This is a genomic window from Bhargavaea cecembensis (genome assembly GCF_001619585.1).
GTDB lineage: Bacteria > Bacillota > Bacilli > Bacillales_A > Planococcaceae > Bhargavaea > Bhargavaea cecembensis_A.
The window spans coordinates 1,109,066-1,124,626 of the sequence record NZ_LQNT01000009.1; the positions used below are offsets into that span (position 1 = coordinate 1,109,066).

Sequence of the window (15,561 nt, forward strand, 5' to 3'; positions counted from 1 at the left end):
CCACAATGTCAAAGAAGTCGGCGACAGCCTGACCGATTACGCTCGTGCTGAACCGCATTGATGAAGTCGCCGAGCGGGAGCCGCAGGAGGCGTATGTGATGGTTGGGATCAACGACATCATGGAAGGCGTCAAACCCGATACATACGAAAAGAACATACGAGGGATTGTCGAAGCCTTTGATCCGTCCGTGACTGAGGTGACCCTATTTTCCATCCTGCCGGTGAACCATGACCTGGTCGGAAACGCGGTCAGGGATGAAGAGATTTCCGAGTTTAATGAGATCATCCGGCAGGTCGCGGAGGAAAGCGGAGCGGAATTTATTGACCTCCATTCTCATTTCCTGGACGGCCAGGGGCAGCTCGACAGGCAGTACACGGTAGACGGCTTGCATCTGAACGGGAAAGGGTATGACGTTTGGCTGGAGCAGATCATGGAATGAATTCGATAAAAGAGGCATGTGATCTCCGTTAAACCAATTGACGGGATTGCATCATTCTCTCACCAGCTCAAAATATAAAAGGAGAGTTTCGGCATTGACCGAACCTCTCCCTCATATTAATACCGTTAAAACTGACTTCCAGCTACATGAAACAATCCATGCAGCGTGATGGAATCATGTTGCGGAAACATGTGAGGTATGTCCGAATTCCTTGGGGGTATGATGGCGTTGATGCTCATACCCCTTGGAATTCCCCTGATTTCAAAAACGGTTGTATCCTCCAAATTGCCCCATATGTTCGAATTGCCCCATATGGTGCATTGGATGGCCGTGATGGTGATGGTGATAATGATGGTGATGGTGCTCATGGCGATGCTCATGCCGTCGCTCATGCCGTCGCTCATGCCGCCGCTCATGGCGGTGCTCTTGGCGATGCTCATGGCCCCCATAGAACTCTCCTGGGTTTCTCATACTTATCCCCCCTTTTTAACAGGTCCTTCTATTTTATGTAGGGTAAATAAAGCAGTTTAGGCTATAGCGCATCTGAACCGGGTTATGATGTTTGTCTGGAGCAGATGAAGTGATGTTGGATCCATTTAAAAGAGCATGCGCTGTTTTGGCGCATGCTCTTTTAAATTCGTCGTTTAGTTTCATAATCCTTAAGCTACAGTTTCTTTTAGGGCCTGTCTCAGCAGTCTGATATCATCCATAATTCTAGTCTGAATTTCTTTATCCTGGCAGCGGACTCGGTCGCTGTATAGACGCAGCAGTTCATAGGAGAACATCAGCACTTCCTGAGTTCGTTTTGCCTGTTCCATGGTCCCTCCCTCCTTAAATGGAACGATGTATGTCTTTCTTTTACCCGATTTTGGAAATAAAAATCCAAAAAGATAAATTAATTAATTTTTAAAACACTTGATTTATTAACATCTTTCTCTAAGCACTCCAAATCTTTTATGGATAAGTTTGCCGGAGTAGTCAGAAAGGGAATGGAAGTTTGAATTCAAAGTAAAGGGGGGGATGAATTGGAGCCGGTCGTCTTTAGGGAGTTATCACATGATCAATGGGAACATACAGCCTCGGGATTGATTGCCTATTCCCCCAAGGGTATCGATATCCGGACGGCGGACCGGCCGATTCATGAGCATTTCCGAACCCTTCAGGCAAATCGGATCATCATCACAAACCTTACAGCCCTTAACGGCACCAATGTCGCAATTGGCGGCAGATATGAAGTCGACCTGGTGGAAGACGGTCGGATCTTCCTCAAGCCCCATCGATCTCTGTGAACAGGAAAAGGCCCACCGGGTATACGGTCGGCCTTTTTTTGAATGAATTAATCGGTCCTACCTGGAAGGGTTTTCCAATGCGATCTTGATATGCGCCAGATGGTGTTCCTCATGCCAAGACAGTTTTGCAAGCTTCGTTGCGACTTTGATTTCACCGTTCGTCTCATGGATGAAAGACCGGTCCAACTGGTCTTCTGCGATGCTTTTGCCCAGGGCATAGATGCGTTCATTGATTCCTTCCAGCATTTTAATGGACGGTTCCACGGGGAGCTCGGTATCCGGCAGGACCGCCCACTTGTCCTGGTCAAAACCGGGTACGGTGGGGCTGTCGTCTGTCAGTGCGAGCCGCAGGCGCTGGTACATGTTCAGCTGGGAGTCGGCAATGTGGTGGACGAGCTGACGGATGTTCCAGCTGCCCTCACGGTATGTTCTGCTGAGCTCTTCTTCGCTCAGGGAGTCAACCGACTCTCTCAGACGGGTCGTATACGAGTTGATCTGCTCAAGCCATTCCTGTACGTCGTTTAGCGTGACCTTCTCTGGAACGTCCAATTGACCGATCGGGAATCTGACATCCATGCTAAAACCCCTTTTCCGATATGATTTCTAAATATTTCGCCATTGACTCTCAATATACCGAACAGGGGTGGCTCTTGCAAACTAAAAAGCATGCACTTTTTCAGCGCATGCCTGTCAGTCGATTTTCCTGATTCTCTTTTTAATGTCCAAGACCGCTCCGTCATTGTCCGGCAACAGGGTTTTCTCGGCCACCCTCGGGTCAATCCGGCAGGTACGGGCGTTCCCCTGTTCCATCAGGCGGTCCATATGGGACTTCATCTGCTGTTGCGCTCTTTGGGAGGCTGCTTCCATAAAGGCTTTGTTGATCCGTCGATTTTTCATTCTGATTCTCCTTCCTCCAAATAGAATATCGATTCAGAAAGGGTGATGACATGGAGGGCGCGGTCAATGTTGCTGATGAGGATGTTGTGGAGCACGGAGAACAGGAAATCGTCACTCGTGCGGAACGCATAGGCATAGCTCGTGAGTATCGTAAAGTACTCCTCTTCTTCGAATACATGCCGGAGGACGAAGATGTTCTCCTTCGGCCAGATGTCTGCCTCCCGGTTCACAAAGGCCGATTCTGCCGAATGGCGGGCCTTGTTCACCAGGAGCTTTTTCGGCTCGGGAAGCACTTCCGCCTCCTGCCCGCTGATAATTTCATAGTTAAAGCTGTGTCCGTAGTGTTTCAGATACTGATCGGCCGTCTGTTCCAGATATCCGGAGAGGAGCGATTCATAGACTTCACCAATCGGTCGCATCCGGCCGGCCGGCTGAAAGCTTTCCTCGAGCAATACCTCGAACACCAAGTTGTACACCTCCTGCCCCGAAAAGAACTTCATCAGCTTCGCGGGGTGGATCGACCCTTCCACTTCCTCCTTCAGCACTTCGATTTTCTTCTCCGGACTTTCCGCTTCCAGCTCGAAGTTCATGACCTTCAGGCGCTGCAGGTTCTTCATGCCGAGTCGGGCGACTACAAAAAACAGGATCCAGAGTAAGATCAGACAAATGCTGACCGTGATTTTCTGAAGCTCAGGGGAATCCCCGATCGACACCAGCGCCAGTTTGAATAAGCTGAGTCTTTCCAGTTCCGCCTCCGTGAACTCCCTGACCCCGTCAAACGCCAGCACATTGCGGAAGATGACCCCCAGCAAAAACAGCAGCCCGGCAAAATAAATCCCGAATGGCAAGTAACGGGTCACAAAGGGCCGCAGCCTGGACGTCCAGAAGGCATTCCACATCGCTTCCTCACCCCTTAGTGCCAGTGTATGCAGAGAGTTACCCGTTCTTCTCGGCGTCTGTTGAATTTTATCGGGGATACATGACATTGGCTGTTCACATTTTATGTATGGCCCGAAAACAGCAAAAGGAGCCGAAACGGCTCCTTTAACTAAAAATGATTCCGCATCATTAGCCCTGATAACCCTGATAGCCCTGATGGTCCTGATAGCCCTGATAATGCTCATCCCAGGAATAGGACTCTTCTTGCTGGCCATGACCATGTCCATGTCCATGTCCATGACTATGACTGTGGCCATACAGTGACCAATACATCTGGACCAGCTGCAATTCATACTGTACGTGTTTCTTGTAGAAATAAATATGTTTCTCCGGGTCGCTGTGTTCGTAAAACTTCGCCAATGTCCCATAAAGACTTGTCATCTGAAGTAGCTGAGCCAATCTCGGATCCACAAGATCTCTCCTTTTTATAGGGAATCAAGTGCATCCTATGCGTTTGTCAGGGGCGGCGGTTGGGCGGATGTCTCCGTGACACACATCACCCGGCCTCCTTTAGGATCCCGGAAAATGACCTAAGGAGAGAAAAATGATTTTCTTAAAATGCGGGAAGTAAAGAGCATAAAGCCTTACGTGAAAAACACTTTTAAAATTTTACGTATACAACGGCTGTCTCCTGCATATCCTGTATCCATCACAGGGCCGCGGCACCGCCCTGTCCTGCGCGCACGGGCACTCTTGACGGAGGGTGGAAAACAAACACGCGCCGCTCCGGCCGGGGTGAGAGCCCGGTAGTGCCGCCCATACATAGCAATTGGATACAAGCTTTCAGCATGGCCTGAAGGCTTTTTTATTTTGAATCGAACAATTGAAGTTACCCGCCATGTGAATGAATCGTCAAAGGCAAATGCGGTCATCCTAAGCATAGGGAAAAAGCCCCCAACCCGATGGTTCCGGGGACTCATTATTGATTTTCTATTAAAATATCTCCTGATACCTCAATCACTTATTAATATTCTATTCATGTCTGCTTCATATTCGATTCTTATACTTGAGTCGACAAACGAACAAGGAGTGGTTGGATGAAGCGGATCGTAACTGTATTGGCAGGAGTGGGGATTGCGATGAGTTCCTTTGCGGGAACTGCAGCAGCAGAACAGGTTGAACTTAGCAGCATCGTCTCCAAGCAGGAACAGCAAAAGATGATCAATGTGGCGCACCGCGGGGCTTCCGGTCATGCACCTGAGAACACAATGGCCGCGTTCCATAAAGGGTTCGAGATGAAGGCGGACTATATCGAGATCGACGTCCAGATGACGAAGGACGGCGAGCTCGTTGCCATCCATGACACAACGGTCGACCGCACCACAAACGGTACGGGTGCAGTAGGCAGCCTGACATTCGAAGAAATCCGGAAGCTGGATGCCGGAAGCTGGTTCGGCACGGAATTTGCAGGTGAACAGGTCCCGACATTCGAAGAGATCCTCGATGCGTTCCGCGGAAAAATCGGCATCCTGATCGAACTGAAGGCTCCTGAACTCTACCCGGGAATCGAGGAAAAAGTAGCGGAGGCACTGATAGAGCGCAATCTGCACCATCCGAACAACGAAAAGATCATTATCCAGTCGTTCAATCATGAATCGATGAAGACGTCGAAGGAGCTTCTCCCGAATGTCCCTCATGGCGTACTTGCCGGTGCAAGCTGGGCGGATGTGACTGATGAACAGCTGGACGAATTCGCTGCATACGCCGACTACTTCAACCCGAACATGAACATCGTGACACATGATCTCGTGAGTGACGTCCATGATTCGGGCATGAGGATCTACCCGTACACCTCCCGCTCGCAGGAGCAGGCACTCCGCCTTTTCGACCTCGGCGTGGACGGCATCATCACCGATTACACGGAGCATGTGTACAAGCATCCGGTTAAAAACAGCTGAATTAGGTTGGAAAACAGGGCCGCCTTTAGGGCGGCCCTGTTTTTATTGTGCGGAGGGATTATGCTTCAGGAGGTTTCGTCATTAAGGGGCTTAGTTTCGTCACTCGCCTGCCCGGTTTCGTCATTCGTCCGATTCCCGGGGGCGAATGACGAAACTTTCCGGCTCAGTGACGAGATTGTAAGAACGAATGACGAAATTCGGTTGAACGACGAAATCACAAGACACTGCACCAGATGAACGATCTAATATTAACCTTAAAAGAAGCTAATCTTAGCGCAGTCAAAAGCCCCTAGCCGCACCCAGGGGCTCTATTACCCTTATTACCTCGCAGACCATCCGCCATCAACGCTGATAATCTGGCCGGTGATATAATCCGATGCGTCCGATGCCAGAAGCACGACAGGACCGGCAAGGTCATCCAGATCGCCAAGGCGCCCGAGCATCGTGTGGCCGACGAGTTTCCGGGTGCGTTCCTTGTCTTCAAGGAACGCTGCGGTCATCGGTGTCTGGATGTAGCCGGGAGCGATGGCATTGACGTGGATGCCGTGTTCGGCGAGTTCTTCCGCCCATACGCGCGTCAGCTGGTTGATGCCTCCCTTGCTGGCGGCGTAGCTGGTCTGGTTGGGCCCGCCGATCAGGCCGTACACCGAGGAGATATTGATGATCTTGCCCCGCTTTTGCCGGATCATCTGCCGGGCAGCGGCCTGGCCGGCGAGGAAGATGCCCTTGAGGTTGGTGTCGACCACCCGGTCCCAGTCTTCCTCTTCCACTTCCACAAGTGGTTTCCGGATATTCATGCCCGCATTGTTGACGAGGATATCCAGGGAGCCGAACTGCTCCACTGCCTGCCCGACTGCTGATTCGATGCTGGCGCGGTCCGTGACGTCTGATTGGACGGCTTCTGCCCGGATGCCCGCAAACCCGAGCTGTTCCTTCGCGGCAAATAGGGCTTCTTTTCCCCGTCCCGTGATCACGATGTTGGCGCCCTGTTTGCCTAGCGCTTCGGCCATGGCGAGACCGATCCCCTTGCTGCCGCCGGTGATCAGGGCGGTTTTTCCGGTCAGGTCGAACATTCTTTTCACCTCCCGATGTTACGTGAGTGATGCCTGCTTTTCTTTGACCGGCTCGTATTCATAGAAGCCGCGACCGCTTTTCCTGCCGAGGTGGCCGGCGCGGACTTTCTTGCGCAGAACCTGCGGAACGCGGTATTTGGAGTCGCCCGTTTCTTCCAGCAGCGTCTCACAGACGAGCAGGAGTGTGTCCAGGCCGATCAGGTCGGCGAGTGCGAGCGGGCCGATCGGCTGGCTCGTGCCGAGCTTCATGCCCTTGTCGATGTCTTCTTTTGTCGCAAGTCCCTCCTGATAGACGAACATCGCTTCATTTAGCATCGGGATCAGGATCCGGTTGACGATGAACAGCGGGGAGTCGACGGTCTGGATCGTCTCTTTCCCGACTGATCCGCAGATTTCACGGATCGCCTTCACCGTTTCTTCGGACGTTTCCTCGCCCGTCACGACTTCGACCAGTTTCATGATCGGCGGCGGGTTAAAGAAGTGGGTGCCGATCACTTTGTCGGGCCGCCCTGTTGAGGCGGCGATCTCGGTCACGCTCAGTCCCGAAGTGTTGGTGGCCAGCAAGGTTTCTTCCGGACAGATGGCGTCAAGCTTCCGGAACACCTCCAGCTTCACATCCATCTTTTCAGCGACCGCCTCGACGACGAGTTCCCGGTCACGGAGCGTTTCGATATCGAGCGTGAACGAAATCCGTGCAAGTGTGTCCGCGATGTCCTGTTCGGTCTTGCCCTGTTTGCCATAGATCCGTTTCAGGCTGTTCTCCATCGTCTGCTTCGCCCGCTCCAGCGCCTCCCCGGACCGATCGCATAAAATGACCTCATGATCATACTGCGCAAACACCTGTGCAATGCCATTTCCCATTGTGCCTGCTCCAATTACCCCTACTTTCATCCCATTACCTCCCCGTAAATTGTGGCTGCCGTTTCTCCAGAAATGCCGTGGCCCCTTCCCGCATGTCCCCCGAACCGAAGAGGGGGCTGCAGATGTCGGTTTCAAGCCGGAGCGCGTCATCCAGCGGAAGCGCCGCACCTTCATCGATCGCCCGCTTGGCCGCGGATACCGCGAGCGGCCCGTTTTTCGTGATGGCTTCAGCGATATCCTGGGCTTTGTCCAGGACTTCCCCGTCCGAAATCACTTCGATGATGCCGCGCCGCTGTGCTTCGTCCGCATCCATCATGCGGCCGGTGAAGATGAGTTCCTTTGCCGTACCGGGTCCGGCAATCCGGGTAAGCCGCTGCGTGCCGCCGTAGCCGGGAACGATGCCGAGCTTTGCTTCCGGCAGGCCGACTTTCGCTTTGGCTGCCGCCACGCGGATGTCGCAGGCAAGCGCAAGCTCCAGTCCGCCGCCGAGGGCATAGCCGTTGATGGCCGCGATGACCGGAATCTCCAGCTGTTCAATCCTGCGGAATATCCCGCTGCCCTTCCCTAGCAGTGCCGGCGCGGTTTCTTCGTCGAGACCGAGAAATTCGCTGATCTCCGCGCCTGCGACAAATGCCCGCTCTCCGTCTCCCGTGATGATCAGTGCCCGGACCGTTTTGTCCTCCGCGATTTTGGTGATGGCTTCGTCCAATTCCTTGAGCACGTCCGCGTTCAGGGTGTTCATCGGGGGATTGCTGATGGTGAGGATAAGAATGCTGCCGTCCTGCTCAATTTGTACCGTCATACGCCTGCTCCTTTCTTTTCCGTGAAGAAGTCCGGTAGCTCACCTGCCCTCATCGGGAACTCTGCCGGCCGCTTTTCTTTGAATGATGCAATCCCTTCTTTTACATCCTGGGAGTCCGAGATCCAATGAAGGAATTTCGATTCGGCCAAATGGGATTCTTCCGGGTGATCGCTTCCGAGCATGGAATAAAACAGTTGCCTCGAAAATGCTCTCGATACCGGCGAAGTGTTTCCGATCATCTCCTCCGCCAACTGCACGGCTCTCGCATATGGATCGTCGTCAATGTACTGGAATAGCCCGCTGTCTTTTTCCGCATCCGCCCGGAAAATCCGGCCGGTGTAGACCCATTCAAGCGCCTTTGCATGGCCGACGATCCGCGGAAGGAAATAGCCGCTGGCCGCTTCCGGCCCGATGCCGCGCTGGCCGAAGATGAATCCGACTTTGGCGGCGGGTGCCGCGATCCGGATGTCCATCGGCAGCGTCATCGTGATGCCGATCCCGACAGCGGCACCGTTGATTGCGGCGATGACCGGCTTGTTGAGCCGGTAAACTGCCAGGCTGACACGGCCGCCGGTGTCCCGGAAATCGTCGAAGGACTCGGTCGATGTGAACACGTCATCCCCTTGCGAAAGGTCCATCCCCGCGCAAAAGGCGCGCCCCTTGCCGGTCACGATGATCACCTGGACATCGTCATCCTCGCCCGCTTTCGTGTAGGCATCGATCAGTTCTTCCATCATCGTCTCGGAGAATGTGTTCATTGCTTCAGGACGGTCGAGGAAAATCGTTTGGATGCCGCCGTTCGTCTCTACGGAAATCGTTTCATACAAGCTGGGTCACTCCCTTAAGCGCTTCTTCGTATTCCTGTTTAAGCTGTCCGATTACATCCGCCATCGTCTGGATTTCCTTGACGGCTGTTACGCCGTGGCCGGCCGACCAGATGTCCCGCCATGCTTTGGCGTCGGTCATATGGGAAAGATCCACATCTTCCCTCGGTTTCAGCGAAGCCGGGTCGATGTTGTTTTTCAGCAGACTCGGTATCAGGTAATTTGCGTGGACGCCGCTGAAGGAATCGGTATAGATGATGTCCTCGGGCCCTGAGCCGACAAGCATTTCCTTGTATTCCCGGGGGGCGCTGCTTTCTGCGGTCGCGATGAATCTCGTGCCCATGTAGGCATAGTCGGCGCCCATCGTCTGCGCAGCAAGGACGTCCCGGCCGCTTGAAATGGCACCGGCCAGAATGATCGTGCCGTCCCAGAATTCCCGGACCGCCTGTGTGAAAGCGAACGGGTTCAGCTGCCCGGCGTGTCCTCCCGCTCCGGCGCAGACGAGGATCAGTCCGTCCACGGCGGCTTCCGCGGATTTGCGTGCATGCTTCAGTGTCGCGACATCCGCGAACACTTTACCGCCATAGGTTTTCACGGTTTCGACAACCCGGCCCGGGTGTCCGAGCGAAGCAATCACGATCGGCGGCTCGTATTCCCTGATCAGTTCCAGGTCCTCTTCAAACCGCTTGTTGGTCTTATGGGAAATGTAATTCACCGCCCACGGCTCGCCGTGTATCAGTTCAGAGCTGATTTCCTTCAGCCATTCCTCGCACGTTTCCCGGGTGCGCGCATTCAGCAACGGCACGGAACCGATCAGCCCGTTCCGGGAGGCCTCTACGACCATCGCGGGAGTCGAGACGAGAAACATCGGCGATACGATCACCGGCAGATTCATGGGTTGCCTCCTTTGTGTCCGAATTCAAGTGCCACTTTCACCGTGCCGTCCGGGCCGGTCAGACTGCCGGTCCCTTCCCCGTCCGATGAAACCTCCAGTTCCAGCAGAAGTTGCTCATCCGGGTAGACAATATCCTTGAACTTGGCGGACAGCCGCTCCGGCTTCTGTCCGAGCGTTTCCGTAATCCGTGACCAGCAGATGCCCATCATGAGCAGGCCATGGACGATTTGGTCGCGGTAGCCCTCTTTTTTCGCTGCTTCAGGGTCCATATGTAACGGATTGAGATCACCGCTTGCATGGCCATATTCCTCAATCTGCCGGGAAGTGACGGTGACCGGGATCATCAGCTGCTGCATGGTCATTCCAAATCGCCCCCTTCCCTGCAAAAGTACGTCATATTGGCGCGGGCAATCTCATCTTTGTCCGAATAAATCCGCGTTTCCACCTTTAAAATCCGCCACTTCTTTTTCTGCTCGTCCCCAGCCACCCGGGAGGTCATGCGAAGGGTCTCTCCTTCTTCCGGCTCCCGGAGCGTTTCAAACTGCTGTTCCACATGGAGAACATGCGCTTCCCCCAGCCCCAGTTCTTCCAGGAAGGTATACAGATTCCGCTCTCCCCTGTAGAAGGCGGCTGAGTAGATGGTCGGCGGCAGACCGGGACCACTGTATCCGACGCTTTCGGAAAAGGTCCGGACCAACTCCGGCTCCAGGACAATCGGTGTGTAGTTGAATTCAATTCCGATTGCGGTCATAGCAGTTTCCCTACCCTGGCATCATGGCCCATCTCGATCAGATTCCGGACAGCCCCGTTCAGTGTGCCGAACCGCTCGTCTTCCACCGTGCCGTCCGCCCATCGCTTGTAGATCTGCTGGAGGATGACCGCAAGCTTGTAGAAGCCGAACGACAGGTAGAAGTCGATGTGGGTCATGTCCCGGCCGCTCACCCGCGCGTATTCTTCCGTGAATTCCCTTCTGGAATAGAATCCCGGCAGGCTCGAGACGGCGTTGATGCCCATGTCCCGGTCCCGTGCACTTCCCCAGTACGCAAGCGCCGAACCGACGTCGCTGAGCGGATCGCCTATCGTGGCTAGCTCCCAGTCGAGGACGCCCGTCGTCTTCGACGGATCATCCGTATCGATGACGATGTTGTTCAGCTTAAAGTCGTTGTGGACGATCGTCGTCTCCGGATTGAGCGGGACGGACTGTTTGAGCCATTCCTCCAGTTCCCCGATGCCGCGGATGTCTTCGGTCTTTGCGGCGTCATACCGCCGGATCCAGCCGTTCACCTGCCGCTCCATGAACCCATCCGGCTTGCCCATCTTCTCGAGGCCTGCCTTTTTGTAGTCCACGTTCTGCAGCTCGATCAGTGTGCCGATCAGGTTGCGCGACAGCTTGGGGCCTACCGTTTCGGAGCTGCCCCAACGCTCCGGGAAGGTTTCGTCGACGACGACGCCTTCCTTTTTCTCCATCACGTAAAAATGTTTGTCCATGATCGCTTCGTCTTCATGGAGCAGGTAAGGCCTTGGCGCATAATGGAACAACGGATTGATCTTCTCGAGCAGCGTAAATTCCCGCTCCATGTCATGGGCGCGAGGCGGCAGCGGCCCGCCCGGCGGACGGCGCAAGACGCCTTCCCAGTTTCCCACTTTCAGGAGATAGGTCATGTTGGAATAGCCCTCGGAGAACTTCTCGTAGCGGAGCGGCTCGGGAGGGAGGTCAATCTTGTCCCGCAACAGCTGCTCCAGCGGTTCCCAGTTGATGTAGAATGTTTGAACGGTCATGGAAACACCCCTTTTCGTAATTTCACGATCCCTCTTTCCTCTGCCGAATACCGAGCGACAACCGGCACTTGGTCTTTGTGTTGGATCACGTATTCTGCGGCATCGGGAAACCCTTTTGCCTCAAGGAGATGGAAAGTCTCAACATCCAGGAGATCCCGGTGATCTGCGTTCGCCGACTCCGCGTAAAGGCGATGGGCGATCACGGCCGCATCCGACAGCTGGAACTCATCCAGCTTCAGCAGCTCATCGACCAGATGCCCCCCGCCGACCATGTCTTCTACAGAAAGCCGGCCGGCATTGCCCGCGGCGACGATGACGATCGAGTCGCTTTCCGTCTCTTCGGTGATATAGGCGGCGAGCGAGCGCCCGTTCAGCAGCGACCCGATCAGCAGTTCTCTTGCCCCTTTCGCCTTCTCGAGTGCCCTCGTGCCGTTTGTCGAACAGAACACCGCCCGTTCGCCGCGATCGGCAGGATCGATCTGCTGAGGATCCGGATAAAGAAAGTCCTCGATCGGATCTCCTTCAGACTCTCCGATCATGACGGCAGGCGTTTGGGCGGAAGCACGGAATGCCCGTGCCGCCGCCTCATTTTCCACCGCCGTGACCGGCCCATAATTCTTTTCGAGCAAAAACAGGATCGTGGAAGTGGCCAGGAAAACGTCATAGACCACCGCCACACAATCCTTGAGTTTCTCCGGATCAATGGATTCCTTTAGCGGAACCACGTGGATTTTTCTCATGGAATTCCTCATTTCACGGCCTGATTGATGATCTGCTCTTCTTCGGACGGATTGTACTCCACGACGAAGGTCGGATCTTTCTCGACCAGGTTTTTAATAAACAGGAAGATGTTTTCGACAACGATCAGTGCAAATGCAACCGGTATCGTGAAGAACACCGGCCAGAGCTGGTACAGCGTGCCGGCTGCCGGGAAGGACGTGTTCCGCTCCATCCCATCCATCGCGTAGCCCCAGCTGAACTGGACGACCAGGATAAGGATAAAAATTTCAATCGCGACGAGCAGCAGGATCAGGATCCGCTTTACCGGGGGAGAAAACTTCGCAAACAGCAGCTCCATCTTCGGGAGCACGCCGGACGCATACACGTAGGCCAGCCCCGGGAACACGACAAGCGGCATCATATAGTTCTGGATGATCTCGAACCCGCCCCTTATCGAGCTGGAGAACACGTTCCGCATCACGACGTCGTAGGTAATGAAGAACATCATGATCAGCGCGACAACCGCACTGATGACGAGACCGATTTTCTTCAGGACACCGAAGTAACCGTAAAGTTTATAGAATGTCGTCATTCCGTTCACCCCTTTCCGCTGCTGACCGAAGGCAGCCATGTCGCCAGTTCAGGGAATGCGATCATCAGACCGCAGACGACGATCATCGAAAATACCGCAAACCCCATACCGATTTTGAAGATCGAACCCGAACTGATACCTGTCACGCCCGACACCGCATACACGCTCAGCCCTACAGGCGGCGTGATGAGGCCGATTGTGCAGATGACCGAGATGAAAACCCCGAACCAGAGCACGTCGACCTGGAGCGCCGTGATGATCGGCAGGAACACCGGGATGGTCATGAGGATGACCGCCGCCCCTTCAATAAACATGAACATGATGAAGAGGATTGCGGAAATCAGAAGCAGGACAAGTGCCGGCGAATCCATGACCGGCTCCAGCAGGTTGATCAGCTTTCTCGGAAGCAGCGAGAGCGACACAAACCGGCCGAAAATCTGGGCACCGATCATGATGAGCATAACCATTCCCGTCAACTTGATGGTCTCCGTGAGTGAGGCCTTGAAGAAGCTCAGGTTGACCTTGCCTAGGAGAAGTGCGGTAAGCAGGCCGACGACCGACCCGACTGCTCCGGCTTCCGTCGGCGTGAAGATTCCGGAGTAGATGCCTCCGAAAATGGTGGCGACGATGACAACGCCCATGAGGACGGAGACGGCCAGCCTTGAGACCGGAACTTTTTCCTCCTGTGCTTCAGCTTCGGCGGCGGCTGCGATTTCAGCCTGAACTTCTGCAGCAGCCGGGGACCGCTTCGCCTCTCTCCGGTAATAGAACAGCATCGCAATGATGAATGTCACCATGACGAGTACGCCCGGGATGAAAGCACCGATGAACAGCGCGCCGACCGGAGTTTCCGTCGCCACTCCGTAAAGGATCAGGATGATGCTCGGCGGAATGATGCCGGACAGCGAGCCGCCTGCGGATGCGATGGCGCCTGCAAGCGGTCCGCTGTAACCGTGCTTCCTCAGTTCAGGAACCGCGACCTGTCCCAGCGATGCGGCCGTCGCCGTTCCGGAACCGGATACCGCCCCGAGCATCCCCCCGATGATCAGCGTGAGTGTGCCAAGAAGGCTGCGCCGCCCGCGGGATAATTTATGGACAATGTAGAAAATGTCCTGTACTAACCCTGAGTGCAGGATAAACTGCGCCATCAGGACAAACAGCGGGATGGTCGTGAGCGTATAGCTCGCCACCCGGTTGAACGGTTCATTCCCAAGCAGGCCCGGCAGGATCGAGAAGCCTTCGAGCAAAATCAGGCCGATGATGCCGCTTGCCAGCAGCACGGCATGGATATACATCCCCATCAGAAGGAACACGATCATCATGAAGATGATGATTCCGACTACCAAATAGCTGTCCATCTTGTTTCACCCCCATTTAAGTTGAGAAAAGGCGATAATGCAGGATTATCGCCTTTTCATTTTTTCTATTACATCTCTTTGACTTTCTGAGGCACTTCGCCGCCCTGTTCGATCATGAGGTCCCTCCACAGCTTGACGAGCTCGGTACCCGGAAGTCCGTTGTCCTCAAGAAGCTTGGCGTAGTCGCCCCAAGTGTTCTCGATTCCTTCATTAAAGTGGTCCTGGACATCCTGAGGGAGCGTGGCGAAGTCTACGAACTCGCCGCCCTGCTCTTCGTTCGTCTTCATGACCTCTTCGGAGCGGTCCATCCAGATCTGGGCAGAGTCTTCAAAGTACTCTTCCGTCGCCTGCTCCATCGCTTCCTGGACATTTTCAGGCAGGGATTCGAACTTGTCTTCATCCATTCCGATAAACGAGTTAAAGTGGCCGAAGTTGATGCCCGTTACCGTGTACTTGAACAGGTCCTGGAAGCCGTATCCGGTCCAGTCCGCGATGCTGTAGAAGCTGCCGTCGAAGGCGCCGCGGCTCAGTGCGTCATACATTTCGACCGCCGGCATCGTAATGCTGTTCAGTTCAGTTTGCTTGGCGTACATCTCGTGAATCCGGGACGGTGTCCGGAGCGATGTGCCTTTCACATCACCGGCAGATGCGAACTCTTTGCCGGTCGTCGAAATCGAGTATTCCTGCGTGGTCGAGATCGGGAAGACCTTGAACTGATCGAACTGGAGCTCAGTGAACGTCTTGCCGTCCTGCAGCTCCACATCGCTCTCCAGCAGCGCTTTCCATGCTTTCGATGCAATCATCGTGTCGGAGTGACTGAGCGGAAGCATCGTCACTTCCGCCATCGGGAACTGGTCCGGCTGATAGATCGGCAGGATCAGGGCAATGTCGACCGTGCCGTTTTCAACCGCCTCCGCCTCGTCCGGCACGGCGACCAGTTCGCCCGAGACGAATGTCTCAAACTCCACCTGGCCATCCGTCAGCTCCGTGACCCGCTCCATCCAAGGCTCCATGCCGCCTGCCCACCAGGCATGCTGCGGGCTGAGTCCCGTTGCCGCGCGGAGCGTAATTTTTTCGCCTTCCGCAGAAGCGGCATCTTCAGAGGAGGTCTCTCCCCCGCATGCAGCGAGCATCATCGAGGCACCCAGAAGAATAGCCCCCATCAGCTTCGATTTCTTCGTCCATCTCATCTCG

The 15,561-nt window shown here is 54.6% G+C and carries 21 protein-coding genes; 3 read left to right on the forward strand and 18 right to left on the reverse strand.

Going from position 1 to position 15,561, the window contains the following annotated elements; genetic code table 11:
• Positions 1-44: 44 nt before the first annotated feature.
• Positions 45-440, forward strand: coding sequence for a GDSL-type esterase/lipase family protein (locus tag AV656_RS08965; protein ID WP_269447385.1), 396 nt, complete (start codon positions 45-47; stop codon positions 438-440).
• Between the two features lie 125 nt (positions 441-565).
• Here AV656_RS08965 and AV656_RS16360 read toward each other — a convergent pair whose 3' ends face one another.
• On the reverse strand, positions 566-880 hold the full coding sequence (locus AV656_RS16360) for a hypothetical protein (protein WP_156484830.1): 315 nt from the start codon (positions 878-880) through the stop codon (positions 566-568).
• Between the two features lie 219 nt (positions 881-1,099).
• Positions 1,100-1,258: a hypothetical protein gene (locus tag AV656_RS16365; protein ID WP_156484831.1), complete on the reverse strand. Its 159-nt coding sequence runs from the start codon at positions 1,256-1,258 to the stop codon at positions 1,100-1,102.
• 207 nt (positions 1,259-1,465) lie between these two features.
• On the opposite strand from AV656_RS16365, the gene AV656_RS08975 reads away from it, so the two are divergent.
• Positions 1,466-1,729, forward strand: coding sequence for a hypothetical protein (locus AV656_RS08975; protein WP_063181003.1), 264 nt, complete (start codon positions 1,466-1,468; stop codon positions 1,727-1,729).
• Positions 1,730-1,786: 57 nt separating this feature from the next.
• On the opposite strand, the gene AV656_RS08980 is transcribed toward AV656_RS08975, so the two are convergent.
• The 4 genes from AV656_RS08980 to AV656_RS08995 all read right to left on the reverse strand — a co-directional run bounded on the left by AV656_RS08980 (position 1,787) and on the right by AV656_RS08995 (position 3,964).
• Positions 1,787-2,305 carry a YfiT family bacillithiol transferase gene (locus AV656_RS08980; protein WP_063181004.1) on the reverse strand — a complete coding sequence of 173 codons (519 nt, stop codon included), beginning with the start codon at positions 2,303-2,305 and terminating at the stop codon, positions 1,787-1,789.
• A 114-nt stretch (positions 2,306-2,419) separates the two neighbouring features.
• Positions 2,420-2,626, reverse strand: coding sequence for a hypothetical protein (locus AV656_RS08985; protein WP_063181006.1), 207 nt, complete (start codon positions 2,624-2,626; stop codon positions 2,420-2,422).
• Positions 2,623-3,525, reverse strand: a complete 903-nt coding sequence (locus AV656_RS08990; protein ID WP_063181008.1) for a hypothetical protein — start codon at positions 3,523-3,525, stop codon at positions 2,623-2,625. Before AV656_RS08990 ends, AV656_RS08985 begins: the two co-directional genes overlap by 4 nt.
• A 169-nt stretch (positions 3,526-3,694) precedes the next feature.
• Positions 3,695-3,964 (reverse strand): hypothetical protein, encoded by a 270-nt coding sequence (locus tag AV656_RS08995; protein WP_197462234.1) that lies wholly within the window; start codon positions 3,962-3,964, stop codon positions 3,695-3,697.
• Between the two features lie 638 nt (positions 3,965-4,602).
• Here AV656_RS08995 and AV656_RS09000 point away from each other — a divergent pair.
• Complete coding sequence (locus AV656_RS09000) at positions 4,603-5,463, forward strand: glycerophosphodiester phosphodiesterase (RefSeq protein WP_063181012.1); 861 nt, start codon at positions 4,603-4,605, stop codon at positions 5,461-5,463.
• Positions 5,464-5,783: 320 nt separating this feature from the next.
• On the opposite strand, the gene AV656_RS09005 is transcribed toward AV656_RS09000, so the two are convergent.
• The 12 genes from AV656_RS09005 to dctP all read right to left on the reverse strand — a co-directional run bounded on the left by AV656_RS09005 (position 5,784) and on the right by dctP (position 15,557).
• The gene (locus AV656_RS09005) at positions 5,784-6,536 is read right to left on the reverse strand and encodes an SDR family NAD(P)-dependent oxidoreductase (RefSeq protein ID WP_063181014.1); all 753 of its coding nucleotides are present in this window, start codon (positions 6,534-6,536) and stop codon (positions 5,784-5,786) included.
• Positions 6,537-6,554: 18 nt separating this feature from the next.
• On the reverse strand, positions 6,555-7,427 hold the full coding sequence (locus AV656_RS09010; protein WP_063181016.1) for a 3-hydroxyacyl-CoA dehydrogenase family protein: 873 nt from the start codon (positions 7,425-7,427) through the stop codon (positions 6,555-6,557).
• 4 nt (positions 7,428-7,431) lie between these two features.
• Positions 7,432-8,199, reverse strand: a complete 768-nt coding sequence (locus AV656_RS09015; RefSeq protein WP_063181018.1) for an enoyl-CoA hydratase/isomerase family protein — start codon at positions 8,197-8,199, stop codon at positions 7,432-7,434.
• Complete coding sequence (locus AV656_RS09020; protein ID WP_063181020.1) at positions 8,196-9,026, reverse strand: enoyl-CoA hydratase-related protein; 831 nt, start codon at positions 9,024-9,026, stop codon at positions 8,196-8,198. Before AV656_RS09020 ends, AV656_RS09015 begins: the two co-directional genes overlap by 4 nt.
• The gene (locus AV656_RS09025; RefSeq protein WP_063181022.1) at positions 9,019-9,918 is read right to left on the reverse strand and encodes an NAD(P)H-dependent flavin oxidoreductase; all 900 of its coding nucleotides are present in this window, start codon (positions 9,916-9,918) and stop codon (positions 9,019-9,021) included. Before AV656_RS09025 ends, AV656_RS09020 begins: the two co-directional genes overlap by 8 nt.
• A complete protein-coding gene (locus tag AV656_RS09030) occupies positions 9,915-10,280 on the reverse strand; it encodes a MaoC family dehydratase (RefSeq protein WP_063181024.1) in 366 nt (121 codons plus the stop codon). Before AV656_RS09030 ends, AV656_RS09025 begins: the two co-directional genes overlap by 4 nt.
• Positions 10,277-10,669, reverse strand: a complete 393-nt coding sequence (locus tag AV656_RS09035) for an FAS1-like dehydratase domain-containing protein (RefSeq protein WP_063181026.1) — start codon at positions 10,667-10,669, stop codon at positions 10,277-10,279. Before AV656_RS09035 ends, AV656_RS09030 begins: the two co-directional genes overlap by 4 nt.
• Positions 10,666-11,697, reverse strand: a complete 1,032-nt coding sequence (locus AV656_RS09040) for a phosphotransferase family protein (RefSeq protein ID WP_063181028.1) — start codon at positions 11,695-11,697, stop codon at positions 10,666-10,668. The genes AV656_RS09035 and AV656_RS09040 overlap by 4 nt, the downstream gene beginning before the upstream one ends.
• On the reverse strand, positions 11,694-12,437 hold the full coding sequence (locus AV656_RS09045) for a 2-phosphosulfolactate phosphatase (protein WP_197462226.1): 744 nt from the start codon (positions 12,435-12,437) through the stop codon (positions 11,694-11,696). The genes AV656_RS09040 and AV656_RS09045 overlap by 4 nt, the downstream gene beginning before the upstream one ends.
• 8 nt (positions 12,438-12,445) lie before the next feature.
• Positions 12,446-13,009: a TRAP transporter small permease gene (locus AV656_RS09050; RefSeq protein ID WP_063181032.1), complete on the reverse strand. Its 564-nt coding sequence runs from the start codon at positions 13,007-13,009 to the stop codon at positions 12,446-12,448.
• A gap of 5 nt (positions 13,010-13,014) precedes the next feature.
• Positions 13,015-14,367, reverse strand: a complete 1,353-nt coding sequence (locus tag AV656_RS09055; protein WP_063181034.1) for a TRAP transporter large permease — start codon at positions 14,365-14,367, stop codon at positions 13,015-13,017.
• 68 nt (positions 14,368-14,435) lie between these two features.
• Entirely contained in the window at positions 14,436-15,557 is a 1,122-nt protein-coding gene (dctP, locus tag AV656_RS09060; RefSeq protein WP_063181036.1) for a TRAP transporter substrate-binding protein DctP, read from the reverse strand.
• Between the last annotated feature and the right edge of the window lie 4 nt (positions 15,558-15,561).

Coding starts and splice junctions, on each gene's coding strand:
- AV656_RS08985 (WP_063181006.1), bottom strand. CDS start 2,626: ATGAAAAATCGACGGATCAACAAAGCCTTTATGGAAGCAGCCTCCCAA.
- AV656_RS09010 (WP_063181016.1), bottom strand. CDS start 7,427: ATGAAAGTAGGGGTAATTGGAGCAGGCACAATGGGAAATGGCATTGCA.
- AV656_RS09000 (WP_063181012.1), top strand. CDS start 4,603: ATGAAGCGGATCGTAACTGTATTGGCAGGAGTGGGGATTGCGATGAGT.
- AV656_RS08990 (WP_063181008.1), bottom strand. CDS start 3,525: ATGTGGAATGCCTTCTGGACGTCCAGGCTGCGGCCCTTTGTGACCCGT.
- AV656_RS16360 (WP_156484830.1), bottom strand. CDS start 880: ATGAGCATCGCCAAGAGCACCGCCATGAGCGGCGGCATGAGCGACGGC.
- AV656_RS09035 (WP_063181026.1), bottom strand. CDS start 10,669: ATGACCGCAATCGGAATTGAATTCAACTACACACCGATTGTCCTGGAG.
- AV656_RS09040 (WP_063181028.1), bottom strand. CDS start 11,697: ATGACCGTTCAAACATTCTACATCAACTGGGAACCGCTGGAGCAGCTG.
- AV656_RS09045 (WP_197462226.1), bottom strand. CDS start 12,437: ATGAGAAAAATCCACGTGGTTCCGCTAAAGGAATCCATTGATCCGGAG.
- dctP (WP_063181036.1), bottom strand. CDS start 15,557: ATGAGATGGACGAAGAAATCGAAGCTGATGGGGGCTATTCTTCTGGGT.
- AV656_RS09050 (WP_063181032.1), bottom strand. CDS start 13,009: ATGACGACATTCTATAAACTTTACGGTTACTTCGGTGTCCTGAAGAAA.
- AV656_RS09005 (WP_063181014.1), bottom strand. CDS start 6,536: ATGTTCGACCTGACCGGAAAAACCGCCCTGATCACCGGCGGCAGCAAG.
- AV656_RS09015 (WP_063181018.1), bottom strand. CDS start 8,199: ATGACGGTACAAATTGAGCAGGACGGCAGCATTCTTATCCTCACCATC.
- AV656_RS16365 (WP_156484831.1), bottom strand. CDS start 1,258: ATGGAACAGGCAAAACGAACTCAGGAAGTGCTGATGTTCTCCTATGAA.
- AV656_RS09055 (WP_063181034.1), bottom strand. CDS start 14,367: ATGGACAGCTATTTGGTAGTCGGAATCATCATCTTCATGATGATCGTG.
- AV656_RS09025 (WP_063181022.1), bottom strand. CDS start 9,918: ATGAATCTGCCGGTGATCGTATCGCCGATGTTTCTCGTCTCGACTCCC.
- AV656_RS08980 (WP_063181004.1), bottom strand. CDS start 2,305: ATGGATGTCAGATTCCCGATCGGTCAATTGGACGTTCCAGAGAAGGTC.
- AV656_RS09030 (WP_063181024.1), bottom strand. CDS start 10,280: ATGACCATGCAGCAGCTGATGATCCCGGTCACCGTCACTTCCCGGCAG.